General features: G+C 40.1%; 28 protein-coding genes and 1 pseudogene. 27 read left to right on the plus strand and 2 right to left on the minus strand.

Annotation, left to right across the window (positions count from 1 at the left end):
- Nucleotides 1-75 precede the first annotated feature (75 nt).
- Nucleotides 76-348, plus strand: a complete 273-nt coding sequence (locus DDE80_RS00260) for a YlbG family protein (RefSeq protein WP_108305687.1) — start codon at nucleotides 76-78, stop codon at nucleotides 346-348.
- On the opposite strand, the gene DDE80_RS00265 is transcribed toward DDE80_RS00260, so the two are convergent.
- Nucleotides 343-732 carry a DUF7147 family protein gene (locus DDE80_RS00265; protein ID WP_108305688.1) on the minus strand — a complete coding sequence of 130 codons (390 nt, stop codon included), beginning with the start codon at nucleotides 730-732 and terminating at the stop codon, nucleotides 343-345. The genes DDE80_RS00260 and DDE80_RS00265 overlap by 6 nt on opposite strands.
- A gap of 57 nt (nucleotides 733-789) precedes the next feature.
- Between DDE80_RS00265 and DDE80_RS00270 the strand changes: the two genes are divergently transcribed.
- The 4 genes from DDE80_RS00270 to DDE80_RS00285 all read left to right on the plus strand — a co-directional run bounded on the left by DDE80_RS00270 (nucleotide 790) and on the right by DDE80_RS00285 (nucleotide 4,371).
- Nucleotides 790-2,202 carry an RNA polymerase II gene (locus DDE80_RS00270; protein WP_108305689.1) on the plus strand — a complete coding sequence of 471 codons (1,413 nt, stop codon included), beginning with the start codon at nucleotides 790-792 and terminating at the stop codon, nucleotides 2,200-2,202.
- A 5-nt stretch (nucleotides 2,203-2,207) separates the two neighbouring features.
- Nucleotides 2,208-2,771: a 16S rRNA (guanine(966)-N(2))-methyltransferase RsmD gene (gene rsmD, locus DDE80_RS00275; protein ID WP_345788838.1), complete on the plus strand. Its 564-nt coding sequence runs from the start codon at nucleotides 2,208-2,210 to the stop codon at nucleotides 2,769-2,771.
- 3 nt (nucleotides 2,772-2,774) lie between these two features.
- On the plus strand, nucleotides 2,775-3,257 hold the full coding sequence (gene coaD / locus DDE80_RS00280; protein WP_108305691.1) for a pantetheine-phosphate adenylyltransferase: 483 nt from the start codon (nucleotides 2,775-2,777) through the stop codon (nucleotides 3,255-3,257).
- A 70-nt stretch (nucleotides 3,258-3,327) separates the two neighbouring features.
- Nucleotides 3,328-4,371: a SepM family pheromone-processing serine protease gene (locus tag DDE80_RS00285; RefSeq protein WP_108305692.1), complete on the plus strand. Its 1,044-nt coding sequence runs from the start codon at nucleotides 3,328-3,330 to the stop codon at nucleotides 4,369-4,371.
- Here the strand turns inward: DDE80_RS00285 and DDE80_RS00290 are convergent.
- On the minus strand, nucleotides 4,364-5,527 hold the full coding sequence (locus DDE80_RS00290; protein ID WP_108305693.1) for a nucleotidyltransferase: 1,164 nt from the start codon (nucleotides 5,525-5,527) through the stop codon (nucleotides 4,364-4,366). The two genes, DDE80_RS00285 and DDE80_RS00290, sit on opposite strands and share 8 nt — an antisense overlap.
- A 129-nt stretch (nucleotides 5,528-5,656) precedes the next feature.
- Between DDE80_RS00290 and DDE80_RS00295 the strand changes: the two genes are divergently transcribed.
- From DDE80_RS00295 to DDE80_RS00400, 22 genes and pseudogenes are all read left to right on the plus strand, one after another.
- On the plus strand, nucleotides 5,657-6,193 hold the full coding sequence (locus DDE80_RS00295; protein WP_108305694.1) for a YceD family protein: 537 nt from the start codon (nucleotides 5,657-5,659) through the stop codon (nucleotides 6,191-6,193).
- 24 nt (nucleotides 6,194-6,217) lie between these two features.
- On the plus strand, nucleotides 6,218-6,391 hold the full coding sequence (rpmF, locus tag DDE80_RS00300) for a 50S ribosomal protein L32 (RefSeq protein ID WP_036141093.1): 174 nt from the start codon (nucleotides 6,218-6,220) through the stop codon (nucleotides 6,389-6,391).
- 114 nt (nucleotides 6,392-6,505) lie between these two features.
- Nucleotides 6,506-7,270 carry an enoyl-CoA hydratase/isomerase family protein gene (locus tag DDE80_RS00305; protein ID WP_108305695.1) on the plus strand — a complete coding sequence of 255 codons (765 nt, stop codon included), beginning with the start codon at nucleotides 6,506-6,508 and terminating at the stop codon, nucleotides 7,268-7,270.
- A 46-nt stretch (nucleotides 7,271-7,316) separates the two neighbouring features.
- A complete protein-coding gene (locus tag DDE80_RS00310; protein ID WP_108305696.1) occupies nucleotides 7,317-8,171 on the plus strand; it encodes a 2-dehydropantoate 2-reductase in 855 nt (284 codons plus the stop codon).
- 3 nt (nucleotides 8,172-8,174) lie between these two features.
- Complete coding sequence (locus DDE80_RS00315; RefSeq protein WP_108305697.1) at nucleotides 8,175-8,546, plus strand: DUF3397 family protein; 372 nt, start codon at nucleotides 8,175-8,177, stop codon at nucleotides 8,544-8,546.
- Nucleotides 8,547-8,625: 79 nt separating this feature from the next.
- Nucleotides 8,626-10,227 carry a bacillithiol biosynthesis cysteine-adding enzyme BshC gene (gene bshC, locus DDE80_RS00320; protein ID WP_108305698.1) on the plus strand — a complete coding sequence of 534 codons (1,602 nt, stop codon included), beginning with the start codon at nucleotides 8,626-8,628 and terminating at the stop codon, nucleotides 10,225-10,227.
- Between the two features lie 195 nt (nucleotides 10,228-10,422).
- Nucleotides 10,423-10,850, plus strand: a pseudogene (gene mraZ, locus DDE80_RS00325) (division/cell wall cluster transcriptional repressor MraZ).
- Between the two features lie 17 nt (nucleotides 10,851-10,867).
- Nucleotides 10,868-11,800, plus strand: coding sequence for a 16S rRNA (cytosine(1402)-N(4))-methyltransferase RsmH (gene rsmH, locus DDE80_RS00330; protein ID WP_108305699.1), 933 nt, complete (start codon nucleotides 10,868-10,870; stop codon nucleotides 11,798-11,800).
- Between the two features lie 18 nt (nucleotides 11,801-11,818).
- A complete protein-coding gene (gene ftsL / locus DDE80_RS00335; protein WP_108305700.1) occupies nucleotides 11,819-12,187 on the plus strand; it encodes a cell division protein FtsL in 369 nt (122 codons plus the stop codon).
- Nucleotides 12,184-14,469: a penicillin-binding protein gene (locus DDE80_RS00340; RefSeq protein WP_108305701.1), complete on the plus strand. Its 2,286-nt coding sequence runs from the start codon at nucleotides 12,184-12,186 to the stop codon at nucleotides 14,467-14,469. Before ftsL ends, DDE80_RS00340 begins: the two co-directional genes overlap by 4 nt.
- Before the next feature lie 88 nt (nucleotides 14,470-14,557).
- Nucleotides 14,558-15,529 carry a phospho-N-acetylmuramoyl-pentapeptide-transferase gene (gene mraY, locus DDE80_RS00345; protein WP_108305702.1) on the plus strand — a complete coding sequence of 324 codons (972 nt, stop codon included), beginning with the start codon at nucleotides 14,558-14,560 and terminating at the stop codon, nucleotides 15,527-15,529.
- On the plus strand, nucleotides 15,529-16,875 hold the full coding sequence (murD, locus tag DDE80_RS00350) for a UDP-N-acetylmuramoyl-L-alanine--D-glutamate ligase (protein ID WP_108305703.1): 1,347 nt from the start codon (nucleotides 15,529-15,531) through the stop codon (nucleotides 16,873-16,875). Before mraY ends, murD begins: the two co-directional genes overlap by 1 nt.
- 13 nt (nucleotides 16,876-16,888) lie before the next feature.
- The gene (locus DDE80_RS00355; RefSeq protein ID WP_108305704.1) at nucleotides 16,889-17,758 is read left to right on the plus strand and encodes a cell division protein FtsQ/DivIB; all 870 of its coding nucleotides are present in this window, start codon (nucleotides 16,889-16,891) and stop codon (nucleotides 17,756-17,758) included.
- On the plus strand, nucleotides 17,755-18,456 hold the full coding sequence (locus tag DDE80_RS00360) for a DUF881 domain-containing protein (protein ID WP_108305705.1): 702 nt from the start codon (nucleotides 17,755-17,757) through the stop codon (nucleotides 18,454-18,456). Before DDE80_RS00355 ends, DDE80_RS00360 begins: the two co-directional genes overlap by 4 nt.
- A gap of 27 nt (nucleotides 18,457-18,483) precedes the next feature.
- A complete protein-coding gene (locus DDE80_RS00365) occupies nucleotides 18,484-19,203 on the plus strand; it encodes a DUF881 domain-containing protein (RefSeq protein WP_108305706.1) in 720 nt (239 codons plus the stop codon).
- A gap of 5 nt (nucleotides 19,204-19,208) precedes the next feature.
- Complete coding sequence (locus DDE80_RS00370; protein WP_108305707.1) at nucleotides 19,209-19,589, plus strand: small basic family protein; 381 nt, start codon at nucleotides 19,209-19,211, stop codon at nucleotides 19,587-19,589.
- A gap of 74 nt (nucleotides 19,590-19,663) precedes the next feature.
- Complete coding sequence (gene ftsA, locus DDE80_RS00375; RefSeq protein ID WP_108305708.1) at nucleotides 19,664-20,938, plus strand: cell division protein FtsA; 1,275 nt, start codon at nucleotides 19,664-19,666, stop codon at nucleotides 20,936-20,938.
- Nucleotides 20,939-20,968: 30 nt separating this feature from the next.
- Nucleotides 20,969-22,111: a cell division protein FtsZ gene (ftsZ, locus tag DDE80_RS00380; protein ID WP_108305709.1), complete on the plus strand. Its 1,143-nt coding sequence runs from the start codon at nucleotides 20,969-20,971 to the stop codon at nucleotides 22,109-22,111.
- 128 nt (nucleotides 22,112-22,239) lie between these two features.
- The gene (locus tag DDE80_RS00385; RefSeq protein WP_108305710.1) at nucleotides 22,240-22,914 is read left to right on the plus strand and encodes a YggS family pyridoxal phosphate-dependent enzyme; all 675 of its coding nucleotides are present in this window, start codon (nucleotides 22,240-22,242) and stop codon (nucleotides 22,912-22,914) included.
- Nucleotides 22,911-23,381, plus strand: coding sequence for a cell division protein SepF (locus DDE80_RS00390; protein ID WP_108305711.1), 471 nt, complete (start codon nucleotides 22,911-22,913; stop codon nucleotides 23,379-23,381). The genes DDE80_RS00385 and DDE80_RS00390 overlap by 4 nt, the downstream gene beginning before the upstream one ends.
- Before the next feature lie 9 nt (nucleotides 23,382-23,390).
- Entirely contained in the window at nucleotides 23,391-23,660 is a 270-nt protein-coding gene (locus DDE80_RS00395; protein ID WP_108305712.1) for a YggT family protein, read from the plus strand.
- 45 nt (nucleotides 23,661-23,705) lie between these two features.
- Nucleotides 23,706-24,488, plus strand: a complete 783-nt coding sequence (locus DDE80_RS00400) for a YlmH family RNA-binding protein (RefSeq protein ID WP_108305713.1) — start codon at nucleotides 23,706-23,708, stop codon at nucleotides 24,486-24,488.
- Nucleotides 24,489-24,559: the final 71 nt, after the last annotated feature.

Below are 24,559 nucleotides of genomic sequence, written 5' to 3' on the forward strand. Positions count from 1 at the left end.
AGCTTGTCAGCTAAACGCTGTTGCTATCAAATTCACGGATATGTTATGCTTGTGTACAGAAAAGAGGGAGTTCAAATGAATGAAAGACAAGGATTAGTCGTCTATTTATATCACTTAAAACAAGCGAAATCATTGCGTAAATACGGCAATGTTCATTATATTTCACGACGTCAAAAATATGTGGTGCTTTATTGTAATCAAGCAGATATACCACAGCTTGAAGAGCGTTTAAAACGCTTGCCTTTTGTCAAAAATGTTGTGGCTTCTTACCGTCCTTATGTGAATACCGTCTTTGAGAACGCTAAGCCAGATAAAGCGAAGGAATACGACTATAAAGTTGGCTTATAAGTTAGGTAAGTAATTATTCATACGTAAAATGCCAACGACGTGCTGATAATAGAGCGCCAATTCTTTAAATGCGGAAGAATGCTTAAGCTCAACCGTCACAGGATTACGTTCGATAGCTTGAATAGCTTCGGTAAATACTACGATGCGTTGAGCGAGTTTTTCCTCATCATAAGGAATACCTTCACGACATAAATAAATTGGCATAAATTTGCTTTCGCCAACAGGCTTAAAAGCGACAGCTAAAGAGGCAACGGGTTTACCATCGTCTGTTTTAGCTGTGAAAATAAAAGCTTGGTGAAAACGGTGCTTATTTGTGTTGACTAAAGCGATGAGCTCATACACATCCCCGTAACCTTGACCAAGTTCGATAAATTGTTGAATCATAAAAAAACACTCCTTTCAATAAGGATAATAGTAACATGTTACAGGAGGTACAGGCAGATGAAATTTGCATTTGGGTTGTTTGCGGTGCTCGCGAGTATTATTGGAGGAACGTTGTTTTTTCAATACCAAAGTTACTCAGCGGAGTTAGCGTCAGGTGACCACGCATTTTATTATGCACAAGAAATTGAAACAAGTTATAACAATAACGAACTGCAAGTCAAACATCATTTTAAAGGATTACCTAATCAACGCATGGACATTATTTTACCTGAACGAGCAAAAGATGTAGCTTGTTTAGTTGAAGCTTCAACGAGTTGCGATCGTTTAGATGAGACGATGACTTATTTTACAATGGGGGAAGTACCTACACAATCGATTTCTTATAGCATTCCGATTGACGGTGGCTTAGCTCAAAATAAGCTACTGCAAAATAGTTTCGTGCAACTACGAAATGGTGATGTTTCTTATTCAATCTTACATATAGCGACCGATAATGCGTTAACAGGTAAATGGATTACTGGCTTACCATTTGTCGGGGAGCAAAAAAGAGCAATGGTTACGAATACGATGTTTAGCGGTGACGGTGATGTGCGCGAACTTTATTGGTCTGTGCAGCCACTCGCTGTACAAAAAGCGACAGATCATTATTCCATTTATGCAAACCAACAGCCAAGTGCTGACTTTTTAGCAGAGCTAGCGGAGGTCATTACTGATGATCAACATATCGCCATCGTACAAAACGCCCAATTTGCTACCGTAGATACACAGGAGTTTTTATTTCTAGAAGCATTCGATGTAGCTACTATCGAAAATAAAATTATGTTAACACGTTTAAAACAAAAATATGACTTCTCACAGGAACCTTGGTTAGTGGATGTCATTGCGACAATAGTGTTTGAACGTCCTATTGGTGCATCTAAAGCTCAAGATGTGCTCGCTACGCTTCAAAAAGAGATGACACCAAAACAGCTAGATGAGTTTAAAATGCGTATTGCTGAGGCAGAAGGTGAAACTATTACGAGCGTTTACCTAGATGGTTTATTGCAGGAAATTTTTACGATGCCAACAGCTTATTTTGAACAAAATGCAACGATGACGACAGGCGTATTTCCACTATTATTTAGTGATGATCGTGACATTTATGTAAACGACTATATGAAAAACGATGTGAAACTTGTGATGAAGGATGGTAAAGTATATTATACAGCCGACACATTACTGCCACATCTAGGCTATACAGCTGAAGAAGGTAACAAGGGGTATTATGTGAACAATGCTAAAAATGCGTATCGATTCCCACGTTTACCAGGATTTTATGTGCACAATCAAACGCGATATGAAGTAAAATCTGAACCTATTATGAAAATAGGAGAGAGCTACTTTATTGAAGAAGGTTGGTTGCAACGTATTTTCCATGTGGAAATCGAAAAGAGCACAGGACGCATTCAAATGAAAGCAAATCTTGAATAAGTAAGGTGAAAAGTATGAGAATTGTAGCAGGTGAGCGTAAAAGCATTCCGTTAAAAAGTGCTGCAGGTAAAACGACAAGACCGACAACTGATAAAGTAAAAGAGTCCTTATTTAATATTATCGGGCCTTATTTTTCAGGGGGCATTGCTTTAGATTTATTCGCTGGCAGTGGCGGCTTAGGTTTAGAAACGCTTAGTCGTGGGGCTGAACGTGCTATTTTTATTGAAAAGGATGCAAAATCACTAGAAGCGTTGCGTAGCAATATTGAAAAGTGTCGCTATGAAACGTGTACAGAAGTGTACCGAAATGATGCTACACGTGCTGTTAAGTCATTACTAGGACGTAACGAGCAATATACGTTTGTCTTTGTAGACCCGCCTTATGCGCAAGTACAGTATTACGCCATTGTAGCTGAACTTGTAGAAGCTAATAAAGTTACAGACAATGGGGTTATCGTCTGTGAACATGATAAGGCGTATGAATTACCAGAAGCCTACGGGGAGTTTATTTGTCAGCGTAGAGAAAAATACGGGGATAGTATAATTTCAATTTATGAAAAGGGAGAGTAGAATATGTCACATCGAACAGCAGTAGTACCAGGCAGTTTTGATCCTGTTACATTAGGTCACTTAGACATTATACGTCGAGCGGCTGATGTTTTTGATAAGGTGTATGTAGCTGTCTTGAATAATTCTTCAAAAAAATCATTATTTACCGTAGAGGAGCGCATCGGTTTCATTGAGGAAATTACGAAGGAGTTTCCAAATGTATCGGTTGAGGCTTCGTCAGGTTTATTAGTAGACTATGCAAAAAAGAAGGATGCTAAAGCGATTGTACGTGGTTTACGAGCAGTTTCTGATTTTGAATATGAAATGCAAATTACTTCAATGAATCGCTTTTTAGATGAATCGATTGAGACATTTTTTATTATGACTAAAAATCAACATTCTTTTTTGAGTTCAAGTATTGTAAAAGAAGTAGCGAAGTATGGTAGCGATGTGACTGGATTAGTTCCGACGGTTGTCGCGCAAGCCTTAAAAGAAAAGTTTCAGTAAATTAAAGTCATCATTTTCGCATTATGGAAAATGATGATTTTTAACTTTACGGTGAAAGAGGAGTGAAATAATGAGAAAGCCGATTGTTACTTTTGTGATTGCGATAGCTGCCATTGCTTTTTTAACGCTCTATCGTTTAGATTATTATATCGTCAAACCTGGTCATGCGTATGATGTAAGTGAGTTTATTGACAGTGAACAGCTATATGCGCACGAAGGGACGCTTAATTTAATGACGGTAGCTATGCAAGTAGCGACACCGCTAAGCTATGCTTTATCATGGTTTGATACGAGTAGTGATATTGCTAAAAAGACGGATGTACGACGACAAGACGAAAGTGATAAAGAATATGAAATACGGCAAGAAAAGCAAATGGCTGACTCACAGTTTAATGCGAAGTATGTTGCCTATCAAAAGCTTGGTCTAAAGACAAAAGTGCAATTTGAAGGCTTGTATATCGTACATGTGGTGCCTAAAGGAGCGGCTGAAAAGTACTTGCAAGCTGGTGACGAGGTAATAGCGGTTGACGGTAAGGAAGTGACGTCTTTAGATAGTTTTTCGAAGACCATTGCTTCTAAGAAGGAAAACGAAAACGTGGCGTTAACTTTTATACGCCAAGGCAAAGAGCACAAAGTGACGATAGCGCTTAAACCAATTCCAAATGATGCTAAGGGTCGTACTGGGCTAGGTGTAGCCTATAATGCTGCCCAAACGATTATCACAGAGCCAGCCATTGAACTAGAGGCGAGTGATATTGGAGGTCCGTCAGCTGGATTAATGTTCACGCTTGGGATTATGAATGCGTTAAGTGAAGAAGATTTAACGAAAGGCTATGATGTGGCAGGGTCTGGCACGATGAATTTAGATGGAACGGTCGGTGCTATTGGTGAGATAGGCAAAAAAGTAATTGCAGCGCACCGTGATGGTATGGCATATTTTTTTGCGCTAGCAACACCGTTAGACGATGCTTATAAAAAAGCTTTTCCTGATGCGCAGACAAATTATGAAGAAGCACAGGCGATGGCGCAGACGATTGGTACTAAAATGGAAATCGTACCCGTTAGCTCCATCGACGATGCATTAGCTTTTTTAGCACAGTTACCGCCTAAATGATAATGGGTGGTGCTGTGAAATCGTTATAGTGCTGACTAGCAGCAAGTTGATAAATTTGAGTCGCTTTACAATCTAACGCAAGCATAGGGTCTTGTTGTTTACCAACACGGCTAATCAGTGGCAACGTTAGCTGTTTTTTAACGGTGCGTAAATAAGCTTGCCCCGTTGAGGTCATCCCTAATAATCGAATATAAGAAGGTGCTACGCATGCGTCTCTTTCTTTTTGAGTAACACCTACTAAAATATGTGTGAGCATGCGCTGGATGCGAGCTGTTGTATAGCGCTTCGAAGTCACAAGCGTTATAAAATCATTGAAGGTTGTCGCTTTTTTAGCTGCGCGCCAAAGAGCAAACTCAATTCCCTCATTAACGTCTGCAAAGGTGGCGATAAATTCTGGCGGCCATTGGAGCAGCGTATGGCGTAAATAAGGATAGTAGTCATCCCAAGTTACCTTCGTTTTTTGGCGCAGTAAAGCAGCGCTAGTAGGCGGAACGAAATTTTCTATTGGTTGGCCCGTAAATAGGGCCTTACGTATCGCTGTAGCGCTTGCAATACTTTCATGAGTGAAACTAGCATCATGGTAGGCGCTGGCAATACGCGGGATAGTGAGTGCTTGCATCGTGCTATTTTGTGCAACGGCTGCTTCAATATAATGAAACCCTAAAATATTATTAGGCATTGTAAGATTAATAACGTCTTGTTGTTTAGTGATGCTAGTAAAGGCATAGGCCATTGCGCGAGGGTAGCTTAAGCCTTGTTTTACAGCTTGATGAATAAGTGCTTGATAGTGCTGTTGATGCTCTTTTAATAAAGCAAGCGTATGGTAAAACTGCTTTGCCTCACCTTGTTCATTGCCAAAGGCGAAGGCCGAACATTGCATAGCATCAAGTAAAGCAATCGCACCGCTTGCAAAGCGGGGCGCAACAGCTGTGCTAAATACGTAAGGTAACTCAATAACAATGTCTACACCGTTTTGTAGTGCCATCGTAGTACGCGTCCATTTATCGACAATTGCAGGCTCACCGCGCTGCACAAAGTGACCGCTCATCACCGCAACTACAACGTCAGCTTGTGCATGGTGCTTTGCCTCTTTTGCGTGATGAGAGTGGCCGTTATGAAAAGGGTTGTATTCAACAGTAATGCCTACAGCTCTCATAATAGACCTCCTCTTGTGGTATACTAGTCATTATTATACGGACGATTAACATCAGTGACAAGAAAATATCTTGACATCTAAATTCACACATTATATAATCAACATTGTTGTCTTGAGGTGATAAAACGTATGAAATGGTCAATTCATCAGTTATCGAAGTTTCGCCGAGACGGAATGCCAATTGATACTACAATTCAATTGGACGCTGTAATGGAGCGAAATGCTGATATTCGTAAAGTTTCGCCTATTCATGTAACAGGGCAATGTACATTTAGTGCATCGCAAATGACTTGTCAATTGCGCTTGTCAGGCGAGTTAACACTGCCGTGTGCCCGCACATGGGAGGATGTAAAGTACCCGATTGATATTGATGCAGTTGAAATTTTTAGCTGGATTGAAGAAGCGTTACGTGGCAATGAAGACGACGAAGACATTCACTATGTCGACGGCGACGTTATTGACACAACCCCTGTACTAGAGGAGTTATTACTGCTTGAGGTGCCGATGCAAGTGTTTAAAGATGATTCTGAAAGACGCGAGCGTAACGGTAAAGGGTGGACGTATCAAACGGAAGACCAGCTCGTTTTGCAAAAGCAAAATGACGAACCAAAAGTGGATCCTAGACTAGCTGATTTAGCTAAGTTTTTAGATCAAACAGATGAATAAACAATCTGTAAGGAGGTGCCATTCATGGCTGTACCATTTAGAAGAACTTCTAAAACTGTAAAAAGAAAGCGTCGTACGCATTTCAAACTATCTGTACCTGGTATGGTAGCTTGCCCAAACTGTGGTGAAGCTAAACTATCTCACCGCGTATGTAAAGCTTGCGGACATTACAAAGGTAAAGAAGTAGTAAGCAAATAATTCAGTATTTGCACTATACCTAGGCTGTTTCAGAGACCATGGCTCTGAAACGGTCTTTTTTTGTGCCCTTTTTTCTAAATGAATATGCTACAATTTTAAAAAGGGGGAATTTTCATGGCTTACATAATTGATAAACAAGATGGCATTTTAACATTTACGATTGATCGTGAAGAGAAGCGTAATGCGGTCAATGACGAGGTAATGGATGGGTTAAAAGAAGTTATTACTTATATCCAAACGCATGATGATGTACGCTTTTTAGTCATTACTGGCGCCGGTGAAAAATCATTTTGCTCAGGTGGTGACCTTTCTGTCTTTCATGCACTCGAAACCGAAGAGCAAGCTTTTGGTATGTTGAGTAAAATGGGAAAAATTTTATATGACTTAGCTACATTAAACGTCCCGACAATTGCATTAATTAACGGCGCAGCGGTAGGTGGAGGTTGTGAGATTGCGACAGCTTGCGATTTTCGTTTAGTGGCGAGTCATGCGAAGTGTGGCTTTATTCAAGGAACATTAGCCATTACGAGCGGCTGGGGTGGCGGCACGTATTTATTTGAGCGTGGTTTGCGACATGACCGCGCATTAAAAATGCTAATTGATGCCAAGCCTTATGAAGCAGATTTACTTTATGATATTGGCTGGGCAATGCGTGTGTTTGAAGGCGATAAACAACAAGCTCTTGATGATTTCATTGAACATATGCGCAAAATTCATCCTTCTGTGCATCAAGCGTACAAAGAGATTGAGCTTCGTAAATGGCGTGAGCGTAATATGTATGAGCGTGTGATGGATGAAGTGCGATTATGTGCTAAGCTTTGGGAGAGCGAAGCGCATCATGATGCAGTAAACAACTTTCTTACGAAAACAAAAAAATGATGGAAGGTTGCCATTGCGGCAGCCTTTTTCTTTTGGAGGTTAGAAGATGAAAATTGCCATTATTGGGGCTGGTGCTATTGGTAAATTATTAGCTACGTATTATGCACCTTACCATGAAGTAACGCTAGTACCGCGTCGAAAGGAACAGTGCGAACAATTAAATCATGAAGGAGTTACAGTAATAGGTGAAGTGACGGCGACATATAACGTCTTAGCCACTCTCACTTTACCGCCAGCAGACCTTTATATTGTCACGGTTAAATATCATCACTTAGCTAATTTAGCTCCCTTACTAAAAGGTGTGAAAACGACCTTGCTATTTTTACAAAATGGCTTAGCGCATCAAACTTTCGCAAAGCAGTTTACGTGTGAAGTCATTATGGGCACACTTACTGCAGGTGCTGAAAATAAAGATGATACAACCGTCTATGCCCGTGGGCAAGGCGCGATGACGGTAAGCATTGCTGAAGGGCATTTTCTTTTTCAACTGCAACACCCACAACTTCCTATCATTGCTGTGAGTGATGTGCAGGAGGTGCTGTGGCGTAAAGCGCTAATGAATAGTCTAATTAACCCGCTAACTGCGCTACTTAATATTTGTAACGGTGGACTAGTTACCAACCGCTATGCTAACCAATTAATGCGCGCGCTTTATGAAGAGCTCATGCTCGTTTTTCCAGATAAAAAACAGCTTATTAGCATTGAAGAAGTGGAACAATTATGTCACAATACAGCGATGAATACCTCTTCGATGCGCGCAGATTTTTTAGCTGAACGAACGAGTGAGTTGCCAACCATCGTTGGCCCACTCCTTGAGGAGGCAAGTAATAGGCAAGGTCAGTTGCCAATGATGCAAACGATTTATTATGCCTTGTTAGCAATTGAAGAACGGAGGAATTAGTACGTGGGTATAGGGCAGATTTTGTTAAGTAGCATGCTGATGTTTCCTCATGGCGTGTTTATTTTAGGTGGCTTAGCAAGTAAAAAAATAAAAAATATGACGATCGGTCATGCGGCAGATGTAACGACAGTACTCCTGTTATTTTCAGTTCCTTTAGCACTGGAAGCATTGACAGGTATGAAGTTAGGTTTTGCGCTTTTTAGCCTACTTGTAGTGATTGCGATGTACCGTACATATGACGTATGGCGGAATGAAAAAGAAATCGCTATAGATAAATTACTGCGCAATATTTGGCGTATTTATTTTATCGGTTTAAGTATCTTATACGTATTAACGCTAATCATTGGCATGTTTTATCATAGTACAAGCCACTAAGCGAGCAAAACTATTTTGATTTCGAGACAGAAAGGTTACACTAAGTAAATAGAATGAACATTATTAAGGAGTTATTTTCATGCAAATTACAGCTGTTACACCACCACTTCATAATCAATTAGTAGAAGACTACTGGGCACAAGATAGCCCTATACATGCTTTTTTTACGTATAAGTATAATGCTGAAGCTTATAAAGAACGCTTAGCGTATTTAGAAACAAAGCACTATGAGCGGGCACAACTTGTCGCTATTATGCGCGAGGCAATGAGTGTCTATGCACTATCGCCTAAAGTAGAACATCACCTACAACAGTTAAAAGAAGGCGCTTATGCGATTGTCGGAGGTCAACAAGCAGGGGTTTTAACAGGACCGCTATATTCGGTGCATAAAGCAATCACTGTTATTCAACTAGCCAAACAGCAAAGCGAGGCGCTAGGCGTACCGGTCGTACCCGTTTTTTGGATTGCGGGCGAGGACCACGATATTGAAGAGATTAACCATACGTATACGCGTACGGCAACAGGCATTCACAAACGAAAATACAAAGACCGATTTATCGAAAAAACGATGGCCACTACAACAGAAGTGACGGAAGAAAAGCTCACGCAGCTTATCCATGCAATCATTGCCGATTTCGGTGAGCAATTTTATACGAAAGAAATCGAACAGCATCTACGCCAAGCAGCTGCAGAGAGCACCACATTTACAAGCTTCTTTACGTATTTATGGCATCATTTATTTAATGAGCAAGGCTTGTTATGGATTGATGCAGCTAATCCCAAATTACGTCAACTAGAAGCGCCTTATTTTGAGCGTATCATTGAAGCCGCACCAACGATTGCTAAGCAGGTAACAGCACAAGAGGCACGCTTAGATAAAGCGGGGTATGGCACACCGCTTTTTGCTAATGCCGATGCGGCCAATTTATTTTATGTAAAAAAAGGGGCACGTTATTTATTGACGCAAACCGAAGAAGGCTTTACAACGGGAGAGGAACACTTTACTAAAGCGCAATTGCTAGCCATTGCACGCGAAAACCCTGAAGCTTTAAGCAATAATGTCGTTACCCGTCCTGTTATGCAAGAGATGGTACTGCCGGTATTAGCCTTTGTAGGAGGCCCGGGAGAATTAGCTTATTGGGCAGCGCTACGCCCAGCTTTTGAGACACTGGGTTTACAAATGCCTATCTTTGCACCGCGTTTGCATCTCACGCTCGTTACACCGGGTGTACAGAAGCAATTAAAGTTACTTGATTTAACGGTAGGTGACATTTTTACAAAAACTTACGAACAGCAAAAACAAGCATATATCGAAAGTATTCAACCGACAGAGGCTTTAGCACAAATTGAAGAAGCTAAGCGCATGTTGCAAGATAACTATAAACAACTTATGCCGTTAATGCCTGCTACGCTACAGGGGCTCACAGAGAAAAATGAAGCTTTACACTTGCGTCAGTTTGCTTACTTGCAACGTAAAATAGAAAATGATGCATTAGCGCGTCACGATGGTCAATTAAAAAAGTATGCTTACGTCGCTAATGAAATATTGCCAAATGATGGTCTACAAGAGCGCGTTTATAATCCGTATCAATATATTGCGACACGTGGTACAGATTGGATTCGTGAGCTATGCGAACGACAATTACAGACGTCATATAAGCACTATGTCGTTTATTTATAAAAAACTAAAAAAATAATGACCATTTTTACTAACACCTAAATTTTTCGGAAGGTGTTAGTTTTTTTATGAATCGAATGACTTATACATCAATTAATAGAAATTTCATAAATCTTAGAAGATAGCGTATAACTATCAAATTTGGTGGAGGAAAGTGGGGAATTGTGGTACATTATTTAGAGTAGTGGGGTGAGAATTTTGTTCATTGGTGAGTATGAGCACACACTTGATAATAAAGGGCGAATGACCGTTCCCGTTAAGTTTCGGGCAGCGCTTGGTGATACTTTTATGATGACTAGAGGGCTCGATCAATGCTTGTTTATTTATACGCTGACAGATTGGCAACAAGTGGTTAAAAAGCTCAAACAATTACCTATGACAAAAAAAATGTACGCGCTTTTACCCGTTTATTTTTTTCAGGCGCTACAGAGCTTTCTCTCGATAAGCAAGGTCGTGTTAATATACCGGAAAAACTTTTACTATACGCCCAGTTAACAAAGGCATGTACGATTATCGGTGTAGACACACGCATCGAAATTTGGTCCACTTCACATTGGCAAGAATATTATGCATTTACTTCTACGCAACTTACGACATTTGCGGAAGATATACTACAGATAGATTAATTGGAGGAATACGTTTTATGTTTGATCATACAACGGTCTTATTACGCGAAACGGTCGATGGCTTAAACATCAAACCAGATGGCGTCTATGTAGACTGTACACTCGGTGGTGCAGGGCACAGCGAGTATTTAGTACAACAGCTGAGTGATGAAGGTCGATTAATTTGTTTCGATCAAGATATTACCGCGATAAATAATGCGAAAAAACGTTTAGCACCCTATATCGAAAGGGTAACGTTTATACATGCAAATTTTAGATATTTAAAAGAAGAGTTAGCAGCTATCGGGATTACTGAAGTAGACGGCGTGCTATACGACTTAGGTGTATCATCTCCGCAGCTTGATACGACAGAGCGTGGCTTTAGTTATCATAATGATGCACCGCTTGATATGCGCATGGACCAAAGTGCACCGCTTACCGCACGTGACGTTATAAATGACTGGGCGTATGAAGACTTAGTACGTATTTTTTTCCGCTATGGAGAGGAAAAGTTTTCTAAGCAAGTTGCACGTAAAATTGAAGCGGCAAGAGCCGTTAAGCCTATTGAAACAACAGCTGAGCTTGTCGAATTAATAAAAGAGGGCATCCCTGCGGCAGCGAGACGCAAAGGCGGTCATCCCGCTAAACGCGTGTTTCAAGCTGTGCGTATTGCTGTGAATGACGAGCTAGGTGCAGCTGAGGATTCTATCACAGATGCTATCTCAATTTTAGCGCCAAAAGGACGAATTAGTGTAATTACGTTCCATTCACTTGAAGATCGTTTATGTAAGACGATATTTAAAGAAGCATCATCATTACCAGAGTTACCACCTAACTTACCGATTATCCCAGACCACTTACAGCCTACGTTACGTTTAGTCAACCGCAAACCGATTCTGCCATCAGAAGAGGAGCTAGCAGCTAACAATCGTGCACGTTCGGCTAAGCTGCGGATAGCGGAAAAAAACTAACGAAAAGGATGTGATACTATGGCAGAACGCGCTTATCAACAATTGCCAAATATTCCACAACAGACACCTCAAGCACCACCATCTCAAAAGCCCAAAGCACCCAAAAAAGCAAAGAAACATACGCCTTTTGAAAAACTATTATTGGCTGTTTTTATCGTTGCTTTTATCGGACTTGCAACATTAGCAGTTAGTCGTCAAGTGACGCTTTATGAGATGACACGTGAGATTAAAAGTGTGGAATTAGAGACAAAAGCGAAATTACAGGAAAATAAAGAACTTAAAGCAACTTTGACAGAGTTATCACAACCTGAACGTATTTGGAAAAAGGCTGAAAGCTTAGGGCTAACACAAAGTGAACAAAATGTTAAGGTCGTGCCAGCAAAATGAGTCGAACTAAACGTCGATTAAGCAAAGGTGCAGTTTTTTTGTTCTTTGTTTTTGGTATCGCTTTTCTCGTTTTATTTACGCGCATTGTATACATTCAAGCGACAGGTGAAATTAAAGGCAATGACTTAAAAGAACGTGCTGCAGATATTCGAGCGCGTAAAGAAATATTGCCGGCAGAACGCGGAAAGATTGTAGATAGAAGAGGCGAAGTAATCGTAGAAGATACGACGACGTATCGTTTACAGGCGATACTAGATACGCCTAAAGCGCGTGAAATGCAAGTCCCTTACGTAAGTAATCCCAAAAATACAGCAAAGGTGTTAGCCAAACATATCGAGATGTCTGAAAAAGCTATTTTAAAGCAATTGACGCTTGATGATGTAACACAGGTGGAGTTTGGTACCGCTGGTAAGGACTTGAATTTTACAACGAAGCAAGCTATTGAAGAAGAGGGTTTACCCGGCATTAACTTTTCAACTGAGGCCAAACGATTCCATCCTAACGGTACATTCGCATCTCATTTAATTGGTTATGCTAAGCCTGTCGTCAATGACCAAGGTAAAATAGAACTTGTCGGTGAGATGGGATTAGAAGCCATTTACAATAAGTTGTTAAAAGGTGAAGACGGCTTATTAAAATATCAAGGTGCTAAAATGTCTTATATTTTACCGAATAGCAAGCGTGATATTACGCCTCCCAAAAACGGCGATACCCTTCAATTAACCATCGTAAAAAACATTCAAAACTTTTTAGAAGAAGAGATGGATGAAGTGTATAAGCAGTATAAGCCAAAAGCGATGTCAGCTGTTATGGTAGATCCTAAAACAGGAAGAATACTAGCTATTACACAACGACCAACCTTTAATCCTGACACTTTAGAAGGTGAAGGGATGAGTTGGTTAAATGCGCCAATTGAGCAAACGATTGAGCCAGGCTCTACAATGAAAGTGTTTACATTAGCTGCAGCTGTGGATAGTGGCAACTGGACACCAAATGCGTATTATCAATCAGGTCGCTATCGTGTTAATAACACGGAAGTAAATGACCATAATTTTCAAGGTTGGGGCGCGATTACGTATTTAGAAGGTTTCCAACGTTCTTCTAATACAGCGATTGCACATATGCTAGATATTATGGGATCCGACACTTTTTATAGCTATTTAGACAAGTTTGGTTTTGGTAAAAAGACAGGCATTGATTTACCGAATGAAGCGAGCGGTGTCCTACTATCGAAAGAGCCTATCGAACGCATTACGACAGCTTTCGGTCAAGGTAGTACATTTACACCGATTCAACTCGTGCAAGCAGCTACTGCTGTTGCTAACGATGGTAAAATGATGCGTCCATTCGTTATTGAAAAAATCATTGATGAAGCAACTGGTGAAGTAGTAGAGCAACATAAGCCAAAACAAGTGGGACAACCGATTTCAAAAGAATCAGCCGCAATCGTACGTGATGTGTTAGCTTCAACTGTTACGTCTAAATACGGATCGGCACAAAGCTATAAACTAGATGAGTACGAGGTAGCAGGTAAGACAGCTACTGCTCAAGTACCGAGAGAAGATGGTGGCGGTTATTATGCTTTTGATAATAATAACTTCTTATACGGCTTCCTAGGTATGGCACCGAAAGATGACCCACAAATTATTATGTATGTGGATATTACAATGCCACAATTAAGTGCAGGTGAATACGGTTCAAAGCCTGTATCTAAAGTGTTTAACTCAGTCATGCGTAACAGTTTAAAATACTTAAATGTTAGCACGGCAGAAATTGAGCCTGTAGAGAAGATGGCGTTAGCATCGTATAAAGATCAGCCTGTTGAAGATGTTCAGATGGCTTTAGAAACAAAAGGTATGATACCTGTTATTATAGGTGATGGTGATACGATTATTGATCAACAACCGAAAGCAGGTAGCAAAGTAGTAAGTGGTACACGTGTATTTTTGAAAACTGAAGGACCTAGCACATTGCCGTCATTTACAGGATGGTCACTGCAAAGTGTTTTAACTTATGAGGCGTTAACAGGTTTATCCATCGAAACGAATGGCGAAGGTTTTGTGGTAAGTCAAAGCGTTTCGGCAGGTACACAAGTTACAGAAAATACGACTATCGTATTACGTTTACAAACGCCAGAGGAAAGGTTTACGCAACCTCCTGAACCAGCACAGAAGGAGATGCCTTTAGAACCGAAGTTGCCAGATGGCTATGAAGGCTTAGAAGAAGGAGAGTCATTACAACAATTTGATAATCCGAATATTGAGCCAGATGGCGTAGGATAGCAGTAAGCCTAATAAGAAAGGAGTTGTCATGTAAAGTGACAACTCCTTTAGGTGTTTACATAAATGGATAAAAAGGAGAACGTTTTTCATGACAGTTTCAACAATGGCAATCGTATTTGCCGCAGCATTTATTTTAACGGTAGCGCTTGCACCGTTCGGTATTCCGTTATTACAACGCTTAAAATTTGGGCAAAGTATCCGAGAGGAAGGGCCGGAATCACACTTTAAAAAAGCAGGTACACCGACTATGGGTGGCTTAATCTTTTTAGTATCTATTTTAGTAGTAGCGGTTGTTATGGGGATAGTATTTGATTTTATGACAACACAATTATCGACGCTATTACTTGTCTTTTTAGGATTTGGCGTAATCGGATTTTTAGATGACGGATTAAAAGTAATTTTTAAAAGAAATTTAGGATTAACTTCTATTCAAAAGCTGATTGGTCAAATTATTATTGCAATTATTGCATATGTGTTATTGCGTGGTAATGAATTTGATACATCTGTAACGATACCGTTAGTTAAGTGGTCGGTAGATTTAGGTATGCTATATGTGGGCTTTTTAATCTTTTGGCTCGTTGGCTTTTCTAATGCTGTCAATTTAACGGATGGATTAGATGGGCTAGCATCAGGTTTATCTGTAGTAGCGTTTACGGCATATGGTGTTATTGCCTATGTACAAATGCAAGCAGACGTAGCATTTTTCGCCTTTGTTGTAGCAGGTGCAATGTTAGGTTTCTTACTATTCAATAAAAATCCAGCCAAAGTATTTATGGGTGACACAGGCTCATTAGCTTTAGGTGGCGGTCTAGCCATGCTTTCTATTGTCACTAAACAAGAGATGTTGTTATTAGTAATCGGTATTGTCTTTGTAATCGAAACATTATCAGTAATTTTACAAGTAGGTAGCTTTAAGCTACGTGGCAAACGTATTTTTAAAATGAGTCCAATCCATCACCACTTTGAGCTATCAGGTTGGTCAGAGTGGAAAGTAGTTATCGTATTTTGGACGACAGGAATACTTGCTGCCGTACTTGGCGTTATGATGGGGGTAATGTAATGAAAACGTATACGAATTTACAGCATAAAAAAGTATTAGTGCTAGGGCTGGCAAAGAGTGGATTTGCCGCTGCGGAGCTACTGCAACAACTCGGCGCTTTTGTAACCGTCAACGATGCAAAGCCTTTTGAAGAAAACAAAGAAGCACAATTGCTGTTAGAAAAAGGCATCACAGTTATTTGTGGGCGTCACCCGGAAGATTTATTAGATGAAGGGTTTGAATTGATTGTTAAAAATCCTGGTATTCCGTATACCAATCCTATTGTAGAGGATGCCATGGCACGCAATTTACCTGTGTGGACCGAAGTGGAGCTTGCATACCTTGTAAGTGAAGCGCCAATGGTAGGTATTACTGGCTCCAATGGTAAAACGACGACGACAACATTAGTGTATGAAATGTTAGCACAGGCACATAAAAAGCCACTAGTAGCCGGTAATATCGGTACCGTAGCCTGTGGCGTCGCTCAACAAGCTACTTCAGAAAATATTATTGTGACCGAGCTTTCTTCATTTCAATTAATGGGAGTTTCACAGTTTAAACCAAAAGTTGCGGTACTGCTTAACTTATACGATGCGCACCTTGATTACCACGGAACGTTTGAAGCGTATGCAGAAGCGAAATTTGCTGTAACAAAGCATCAAGATTCTAGCGATTACTTCATCTATAATGCGGATCAAGCTATTGTCAAGCGCTATGCAGAGCGCAGTAAAGCACAACTAATTCCTTTTACAACAAAAGGACGTACAGCACACGGGATTAGCGCTGATGAGACGAAGATTTATTGGCAAGGTGATGCCATTATGGAAAGAGCACAAATTGCACTACCAGGTGAACATAACTTACAAAACATTGTAGCAGCTGTAGCAACATGCTTATTATTAGGTTGTGAAGTTGCGCCTTTACAGCACGTCTTACAACAATTTAGTGGTGTAAAACACCGCACGCAATTTGTCAGCAATCGACAAGGTGTGAAATGGTACAACGACTCTAAAGCAACAAACTGTTTAGCGACTAAAAGTGCATTGTTAGCCTTTACAGCACCGACCATATTATTAGCAGGCGGTTTAGAGCGTCATCATAGCTTTGACGAATTAGGTGATGCCTTAACGAATGTTAAACATGTCATCGCTTTTGGTGAGACGAAGCAACGCTTGCAAAAATTTATGCAAGAAAAGGGTATTGAGACAACGTTAACAGATGATGTGACAACAGCTGTGCATATCGCAAATCAACTCGCAGTATTGGGTGACACGGTACTCTTATCGCCTGCGTGCGCAAGCTGGGATCAGTATGAAAGTTTTGAATTACGCGGTGACGCATTTATTAACGCTGTAAACGCATTGTAAAGGAGTGGAGCGGATGGCTAATAACGTAATTGATTTGGAAGAGCGTTTACCTGAGCTACAGCGTAAACGTAAGCGTAAAACGACGATAAAGTTCACGGTAGTATTGCTCGTCTTACTCGTGCTATTCGCTCTTTTTGCTTACATGCAGTCTTCCTATAGTAAAATCAAAACGATTAAAATCGACGGAGCTGAATTGCTTACTAAAGAGACGTACCTTGCCTTACTTTCTTTTGAAAAAGGCGACTCAATGTGGGGGATGCCTATTAAAGAAAGCAAGGCTACTATAGAGAAAGAAGATATTGTTAAAAGCGTTACGATTAAGAAAAAGTGGCCGCGCACTGTAGTTGTAACTGTAAAAGAGTGGCGTAATGTTGCATATATGTTTAAAGAGGCGAGTTATGTAGGAGTATTAGAAAATGGCACGTTTTATAAGCAAGAAGGGCTGTTACCTATTGATGCACCGTTAATTCAAGGGTTTGATGATAAAGAAGAGCGCAAAGCATTAACCGAACAACTTGCTCAGCTTCCTTCAGAGGTGCTACAGCTCATTTCTCAAATTGCTAATAATAAAACAGAAACTTCACCTTATCTTGTCCAATTATTTATGAATGATAGTTTTGAAGTATATGCTATGACACCTACATTAGCAGATAAATTGAAGTATTATCCAGAAATTGTGGCGCAAATTCCTGTAGGTGAAAAAGGTGTTATTGATTTAGAAGTCGGTGCGTACTACCGTCCATATAGTGAACAGTACCGTACAGTAGATGAGCAAATACCTGAAGAATCGCTACTTGAAGAACCGTTACTTGAAGAGAGCGAACAAGTTAACCCTACACGAGCAGAGGATAACCAGCAAGAAGAGGGTGTGGATGAATCATGAAACGCTTTGCTTTTACGCGGAAACAGTTTGTAGTGTTAGTAGTATGTATTACAGCCGGTTTTATTATAGGGTATTCCTATAATTTAACGAAAGAAGAGCGAATGATGACGATTGCTAATTTACAAGATTATGAACGCGAAGATAATTACCGTGAGCAGCTAATCGATCAACAAGAGCGCAATAAACAACTGACGACAGAGCTACATGAAATGACGGTAGCTATTCGGGATTATGAGAAGAAAATGGTCGACGCTGATTATGAAAAGCTCGTAGCGCAAGCCGATGATTTACGCTTGTTACTCGGTTCTATTTCAGCAAAGGGCAAAGGCGTGAGAGTGACGTTAGCTGATGCCGATTATAATCCAGCTAATGTAAATCCAAATGCGTATATTGTACATGAAAGCCATGTCTTCACTGTGATTAATGAATTAAAAATTGCGGGAGCTGAGGCTATTGCGGTTAACGGTCAACGATTGCGCACAAATTCGTATATTCGTTGTACCGGTCCTGTCATTGTTGTAGACGGTAAGCAGTTTCCAGCCCCTTTTACAATAGAAGCCATTGGCAGTAACGACAGCATCAATGCTTCGTTAAATTTGCGAGGAGGCGTATTAGATCAATTGCTACATGATAATATCGTCGTAACAGTTGAAGAAAACCGTATGATAGAAATGGTTGCAAATAAACAAGGAATGTGAGTGAAAGTACATAAGGAGGGGTAATGAATGAACACGTCATACTCTATGCGTATTACGATTGTGTTATTTATTATAGGAATCATGATGGCCGTCCTTTATAATACTGTGCAGCAACCAGTAGAGCGAGATACGCGTGACGTTTGGGAAATTCGCGAAGAATTGTCTCAAGAAAAAAAGCGTCACTCTGAATTATTGAAAGAAATTCGCACATTAAACGAAGTAATGAAACGCTATGAAAGTATAGCAGAAAGCAGTCCTGAAGTTGCGATTAAAGAAACGATAGCAAGGTTAGAAGAAAGCGTCGGTCTAACACCTTACCAAGGACCGGGGATTCAACTCATTCTTAAGCCGTCTCCCGAAGCGATAGCGCTAGGCACCACGCTTCATCCGGTACCACCGGCGTTACTCATGCAACTCGTTAATACGCTTTACGAATTTAAAGCGACGACAATTGCTATTGATAATCAAAGATTGATACAAACTTCTGCAATCCGTGATATTAACGGCAAAACGACGGTTAATGGTAAGCCGCTAGCAATGCCACCTTTATCGGTTCAAGTAGGGACATTAAATATAGAAGATGCTAAAAAGCTCAAGGCACAGTTAGAAGCATCTTCAATTATTGATAGTTTTTATTTAGACGATGTGCTATTAGAAATTGGAGAGCCACAAGAGGACGTTGTTATTGTAAAATACGCGGATGCCGTAAAGATTAATTATTTACAACAATTGGACAAAGGAGACTAAATGATATGTGGCTACCACTACTAGGTTTATTACTAGGTTTAGGGTTAGGTCTTTTGTCTGATATGCAAATACCTGTAATTTACCAAAACTATTTATCTATTGCAGTCTTAGCCGCACTTGATACACTATTAGGGGGTATAAGAGCTCAATTACAAGAGGTTTATGACGATAAAGTATTTGTATCGGGTTTTTTCTTTAACGTGTTATTAGCGGCTGGATTAGCCTTTTTGGGTGTTCATTTAGGCGTGGATCTTTATTTAGCTGCGATATTTGCGTTTGGTGTACGGTTATTTCAAAATATTGCTGTAATACGTCGTATCCTACTTGTGCGCTATGATGAGCGTAAAAAAGTAAGAAAAACAACAAATAACCATAAGATTATATGAATTTACTTAGACAAACGTTAACACATACAATAAAATGAACAAAAGAGACTAAATTATAAGGAGGTGCAACGGTTTTGGATTCACAAAACATTTATACAGCGATTGATATAGGCTCATCTAATGTAAAGGTAGTAATCGGTGAAATGCGTGGTGCACAATTGCATGTTATCGGCGAAAGTAACGTGCACTCTGAAGGTCTACGCAAAGGTATTATTGTGGATATTGAGAAAACGTTGCAATCAGTACAAGAAGCTATTGTACATGCGGAGAGAATGACAGGTTATAAAGTGGAGCGTGCAGTAGTTAGCATATCAGCTCATCAAGCAGATATTCAGCGTGTTCGAGGAGTAGTAACGGTTACAAATAGTGAAGTAACAAATGATGATTTACATCGCGTAATGGATTCGGCTAGCAGTTATAAATTACCAGAGGGGCGAGATCTGGTCAATGTTATTCCTATAGAGTTTACCGTAGATGATTGTGAAGGGATTACCGATCCTAGAGGAATGATTGGTGTACGACTTGAAGTGGATGCTATGATGATTACAACATCAGCTACTTTAATGCATAATGTTTTACGCTGTGTGGAACGCGCAGGTATTGATATTCATCAAATTTATTTCCAACCGCTAGTTGTAGGGCATGCGGCACTTACTAAGGATGAAAAGTATCAAGGTACAGCTTGTATTGATATTGGTGGAAGTTCAACGACGATATCTTACTATGAGGAAGGTATTTTGCAAGATGCACGCGTTGTGCCACTAGGTGGAGATAATATTACGCAAGATATTTCTATTGTGTTAAAAACATCAACGACGCAAGCAGAGTATATTAAAAAACAATATGGCCATGCCTATTATAAAGATGCTTCAGATCAAGAGTTTTTTGAAGTGCAAATTGAAGGTACTGATACAGTTGAGCAATACAGCCAGCGTTATTTATCTGAGATTATGGGCGCACGTCTTGTTGAAATTATAGAGTTTGCGATTGACGCCTTAGCTCAAATGGGCGTTAAAGACTTACCAGGCGGTGTCGTTTTAACAGGAGGTTCGGCCATGATTGAAGGCATAGCGCCTCTTACTCGTCAAGTGATGCAAACGCGTGTTAGAATTTATACACCACAGTTTATTTCAGTACGTGAGCCAGGCTATGCAGCTGCTGTAGGTTTAATTGATTATGCTACACAGCAAGATAATTTCTATAGACGACCTGCAACGACAACGCAACAGCAAGATGTGACGCAAACCGAAGAATATTATGAAGCGCAACCAGAAGCAGAAGAAGTCGAAGAAAAACGTCCGAGTTTAAAATCAAAAGTAGTTAAAATGTTTAATAGCATGTTCGAATAATATGGGAATTTACGGTAGGAGGAAAATAGTATGTTGGATTTTGATACGAGTTTAGATCAAATGGCTGTAATAAAGGTAATAGGTGTAGGTGGTGGAGGAAATAACGCGGTAAATCGTATGATTGAACATGGCGTTCAAGGTGTGGATTTTATAGCTGTTAATACCGATGCTCAAGCCTTAAAAGATTCAAAGGCTGATAATCGCTTACAGATGGGGATTAAGTTAACGCGTGGTCTTGGTGCCGGAGCTAATCCCGAAGTAGGTAAAAAAGCGGCTGAAGAAAGCCGTGAACAAATTGAAGAATTGCTAAAAGGCGCGGACATGGTCTTTGTTACCGCAGGAATGGGTGGGGGCACAGGAACAGGTGCAGCACCTGTTATTGCCCAAATCGCACATGACCTAGGCGCTTTAACAGTAGGTGTCGTAACAAAGCCGTTTAGCTTTGAAGGCTTAAAAAGAAAAAAGCAAGCGTTAGGTGGCATTGCGGCACTTAAGGAAGCTGTAGATACACTCATTGTTATCCCTAATGACAAGCTATTAGAAATTGTAGATAAGAGTACACCAATGTTAGAAGCTTTCATTGAAGCGGATAACGTATTACGTCAAGGGGTTCAAGGTATTTCAGATTTAATCGCAACACCTGGTTTAATTAACTTAGACTTTGCAGACGTTAAAACAATTATGTCTAATAAAGGATCAGCGTTAATGGGTATCGGTATTGCAGCTGGTGAAAATCGTTCGGCAGAAGCTGCGAAAAAAGCTATTTCAAGCCCGTTACTTGAGTCATCAATCTCAGGCGCAAAAGGCGTCTTAATGAACATTACCGGTGGTTCAAACTTAAGTCTTTATGAAGTACAGGATGCAGCAGAGATTGTCGCAGCTGCTTCAGATGAAGAAGTAAATATGATTTTCGGTTCAGTTATTAATGATAATTTAAAAGATGAAATTATTGTAACTGTTATTGCTACAGGTTTTAGCGAAGAGCCACAATCTGCACCTTCAGCTATGGAAAATATGGGCACGCAATTTATGCGTAAACCACGTCAAGCACCACCTGTACAAGAAAAGCCAGCACCCGTTCAAGAAGCACCAACACCTCAACCGCAAAATAATTACACACAGGAAGATGAGTTAGACGTACCTGCGTTTTTACGCAATCGTAATCGTCACTAATCCTAACAGATGCCCTGAGTTGCTTAACAAAGCAACTCAGGGCTTTTAAAATAGGTGGGTGTGAGTTGATATATTATAATGTGCTTGTTACAATTGAGATAAATTACTGAGGAAAAGTTGGGAGAAAATTGACGAAAATCATTGAGAATTTAGCACGAATTGAACCAAAAATTGCAGCGGTCAATCCACAACAGCCTGTTACGATTATCGCTGTCACGAAAGCTGTCTCTGTTGAGCGCACACAAGAAGCGATTGCAGCAGGTGTGACGCACTTAGGGGAGAATCGCCCAGAAGGCTTACTACGTAAGCAAGAGGCAATTAATGAAGCGACTTGGCACTATATCGGCACATTACAAACGAGAAAAGTTCGTCAAATTATTAATACGATAGATTATTTACATTCATTAGATCGCATGAGCTTGGCAGAAGAAATTAATAAACGAGCGACTAAAGTAGTGAAGTGTTTTGTACAAGTCAATGTATCTGAAGAAGATAGCAAGCATGGCTTACCTGTTAGTGAAGTTATACCGTTCATTAAACAATTAGCCGATATGGATAAAATTGAAGTGGTCGGCTTAATGACGATGGCTCCTTTACATGCGCAAGAGCATGAGATTCGTACGGTATTCCGCGGTTTAAAAGATGTGCAACAGCAAATTAAAGCATTGCAATTGCCATACGCACCATGTACAGAATTATCGATGGGGATGTCTAATGACTACGTTATTGCCATTGAAGAAGGGGCAACTTACGTTCGTATCGGCACAGCTTTAGTTGGTAGTGAAAGTGAGGGAATGCAATGAGCAAAAAAAGTAAATGGCGCAATTTTTTTTACGGTGAAGATGATGAGACGTACGATGAATACGAAGAGACACCTGCCCCTCCTGTGCAGCAACCACCTGTACAGCAAACAGCGCAACGCCCCCGTGTAGTAAAGACACCAACGAAAGATAGTACGAATATCGTAAAGCTACAAGCAGTACAAAAACCTGCGCAAACGCCACCTAAAGTACGGGTTTTTGAGCCGAGTAGTTATGCAGAAGTTCAAGCGATTAGTGACTGCATTCGTGAAGAACAAACGGTTGTTATTAACATTCATTTATTAGATGCTAACCAAGCGAAGCGCGTCATTGACTTTATCGGTGGAGCAACGTATGTGATGGGCGCTACTTTTAAGAAAGTAAGCACAGACGTATTTTTAAGTTCACCTGCAAATGTAGAAATCGAAGGTGATGTAACACAACTACTAACAAATCAGAAAACCGAGTGAGGTAATACTATGTATTTTGAAATTGCACCAATTATTATTAAAGTATTTAATGCATATTCTATTCTACTCATTATTTATATTTTTATGAGTTGGGTACCAGCTGCACAAAACTCAAAATTTGGCGAAATTTTAGCTGCAGTATGCGAACCGTATTTAAGCATTTTTAGAAAAATTATCCCACCATTAGGTATGATTGATTTTTCACCAATCATCGCAATCTTTGCATTAAATTTAATTGCTACAGGTGCGCTAAAAGTATTAAGTTGGCTATTACTATAAACAAAGACCTTACATTTTGTAAGGCTTTTTTTTAAGGAGAAATCAATGGAGCATATCTTACAGCATTTTAGACCAGAAGAAAAACCATTTATTGAACAAGTGGTGGGCTGGCAACGCGAAGTAGAAGATCGCTACGCACCGAAGCTTACCGATTTTTTAGATCCGCGCGAACGCTTTATCGTCCAAGCTATTATTAAACAAAGCGAAGATTGTAGACTAATGTCAAGCGGTGGCTTTTTGCAAGCTGAACGACAGCGTGTACTCATTTACCCAAGCTATTATGAACCGACTGCTGAAGACTTTCAGATTGCACTCTTTCGTATTAATTACCCTGTTAAATTTGTCTCATTAACGCATCCCCAAGTGCTCGGTACACTAACAGCGAGTGGTATAGACCGTAAACGCTTTGGTGATATTCGGTTAGAAGATAATGAAGTTCAGTGCGCAGTAAGCGAAGAAATTGCAGATTTTTTGCAAGTACAAATGACAGCTGTAGGAAAAGCTAAAGTAGCACTAGAAAAGATTACAACACAGCAGGCACTAGCACCGAGTGATGAAAAGTGGGAAGAACAACTTCATACCGTAAGTGCTATGCGCCTCGATGTAGTGTTAGCCAGTGCGCTCACGATAAGTCGTCAAAAAGCACAACAACTTATTACTTCAGGCCGTGTTAAAGTTAATCATACTGTGCGAGAAGACCGCGCTTTTGAATTACATGAGGAAGACTTACTATCAGTTAGGGGCTATGGTCGTATGAAAGTTATAGCGATTGAAGGCAGAACACGTAAACAAAAAATTAAAGTCATCATTGGGGCACTAACTGATTAAAATTATACAATTATGATGTGAATTACGTGTCGTAACGTGTATAATGTAAGGAAAACGTTATTGCTTTAAAA

Origin of the sequence: Metalysinibacillus jejuensis, from assembly GCF_003057615.1 — a bacterium.
Lineage (GTDB): Bacteria > Bacillota > Bacilli > Bacillales_A > Planococcaceae > Metalysinibacillus > Metalysinibacillus jejuensis.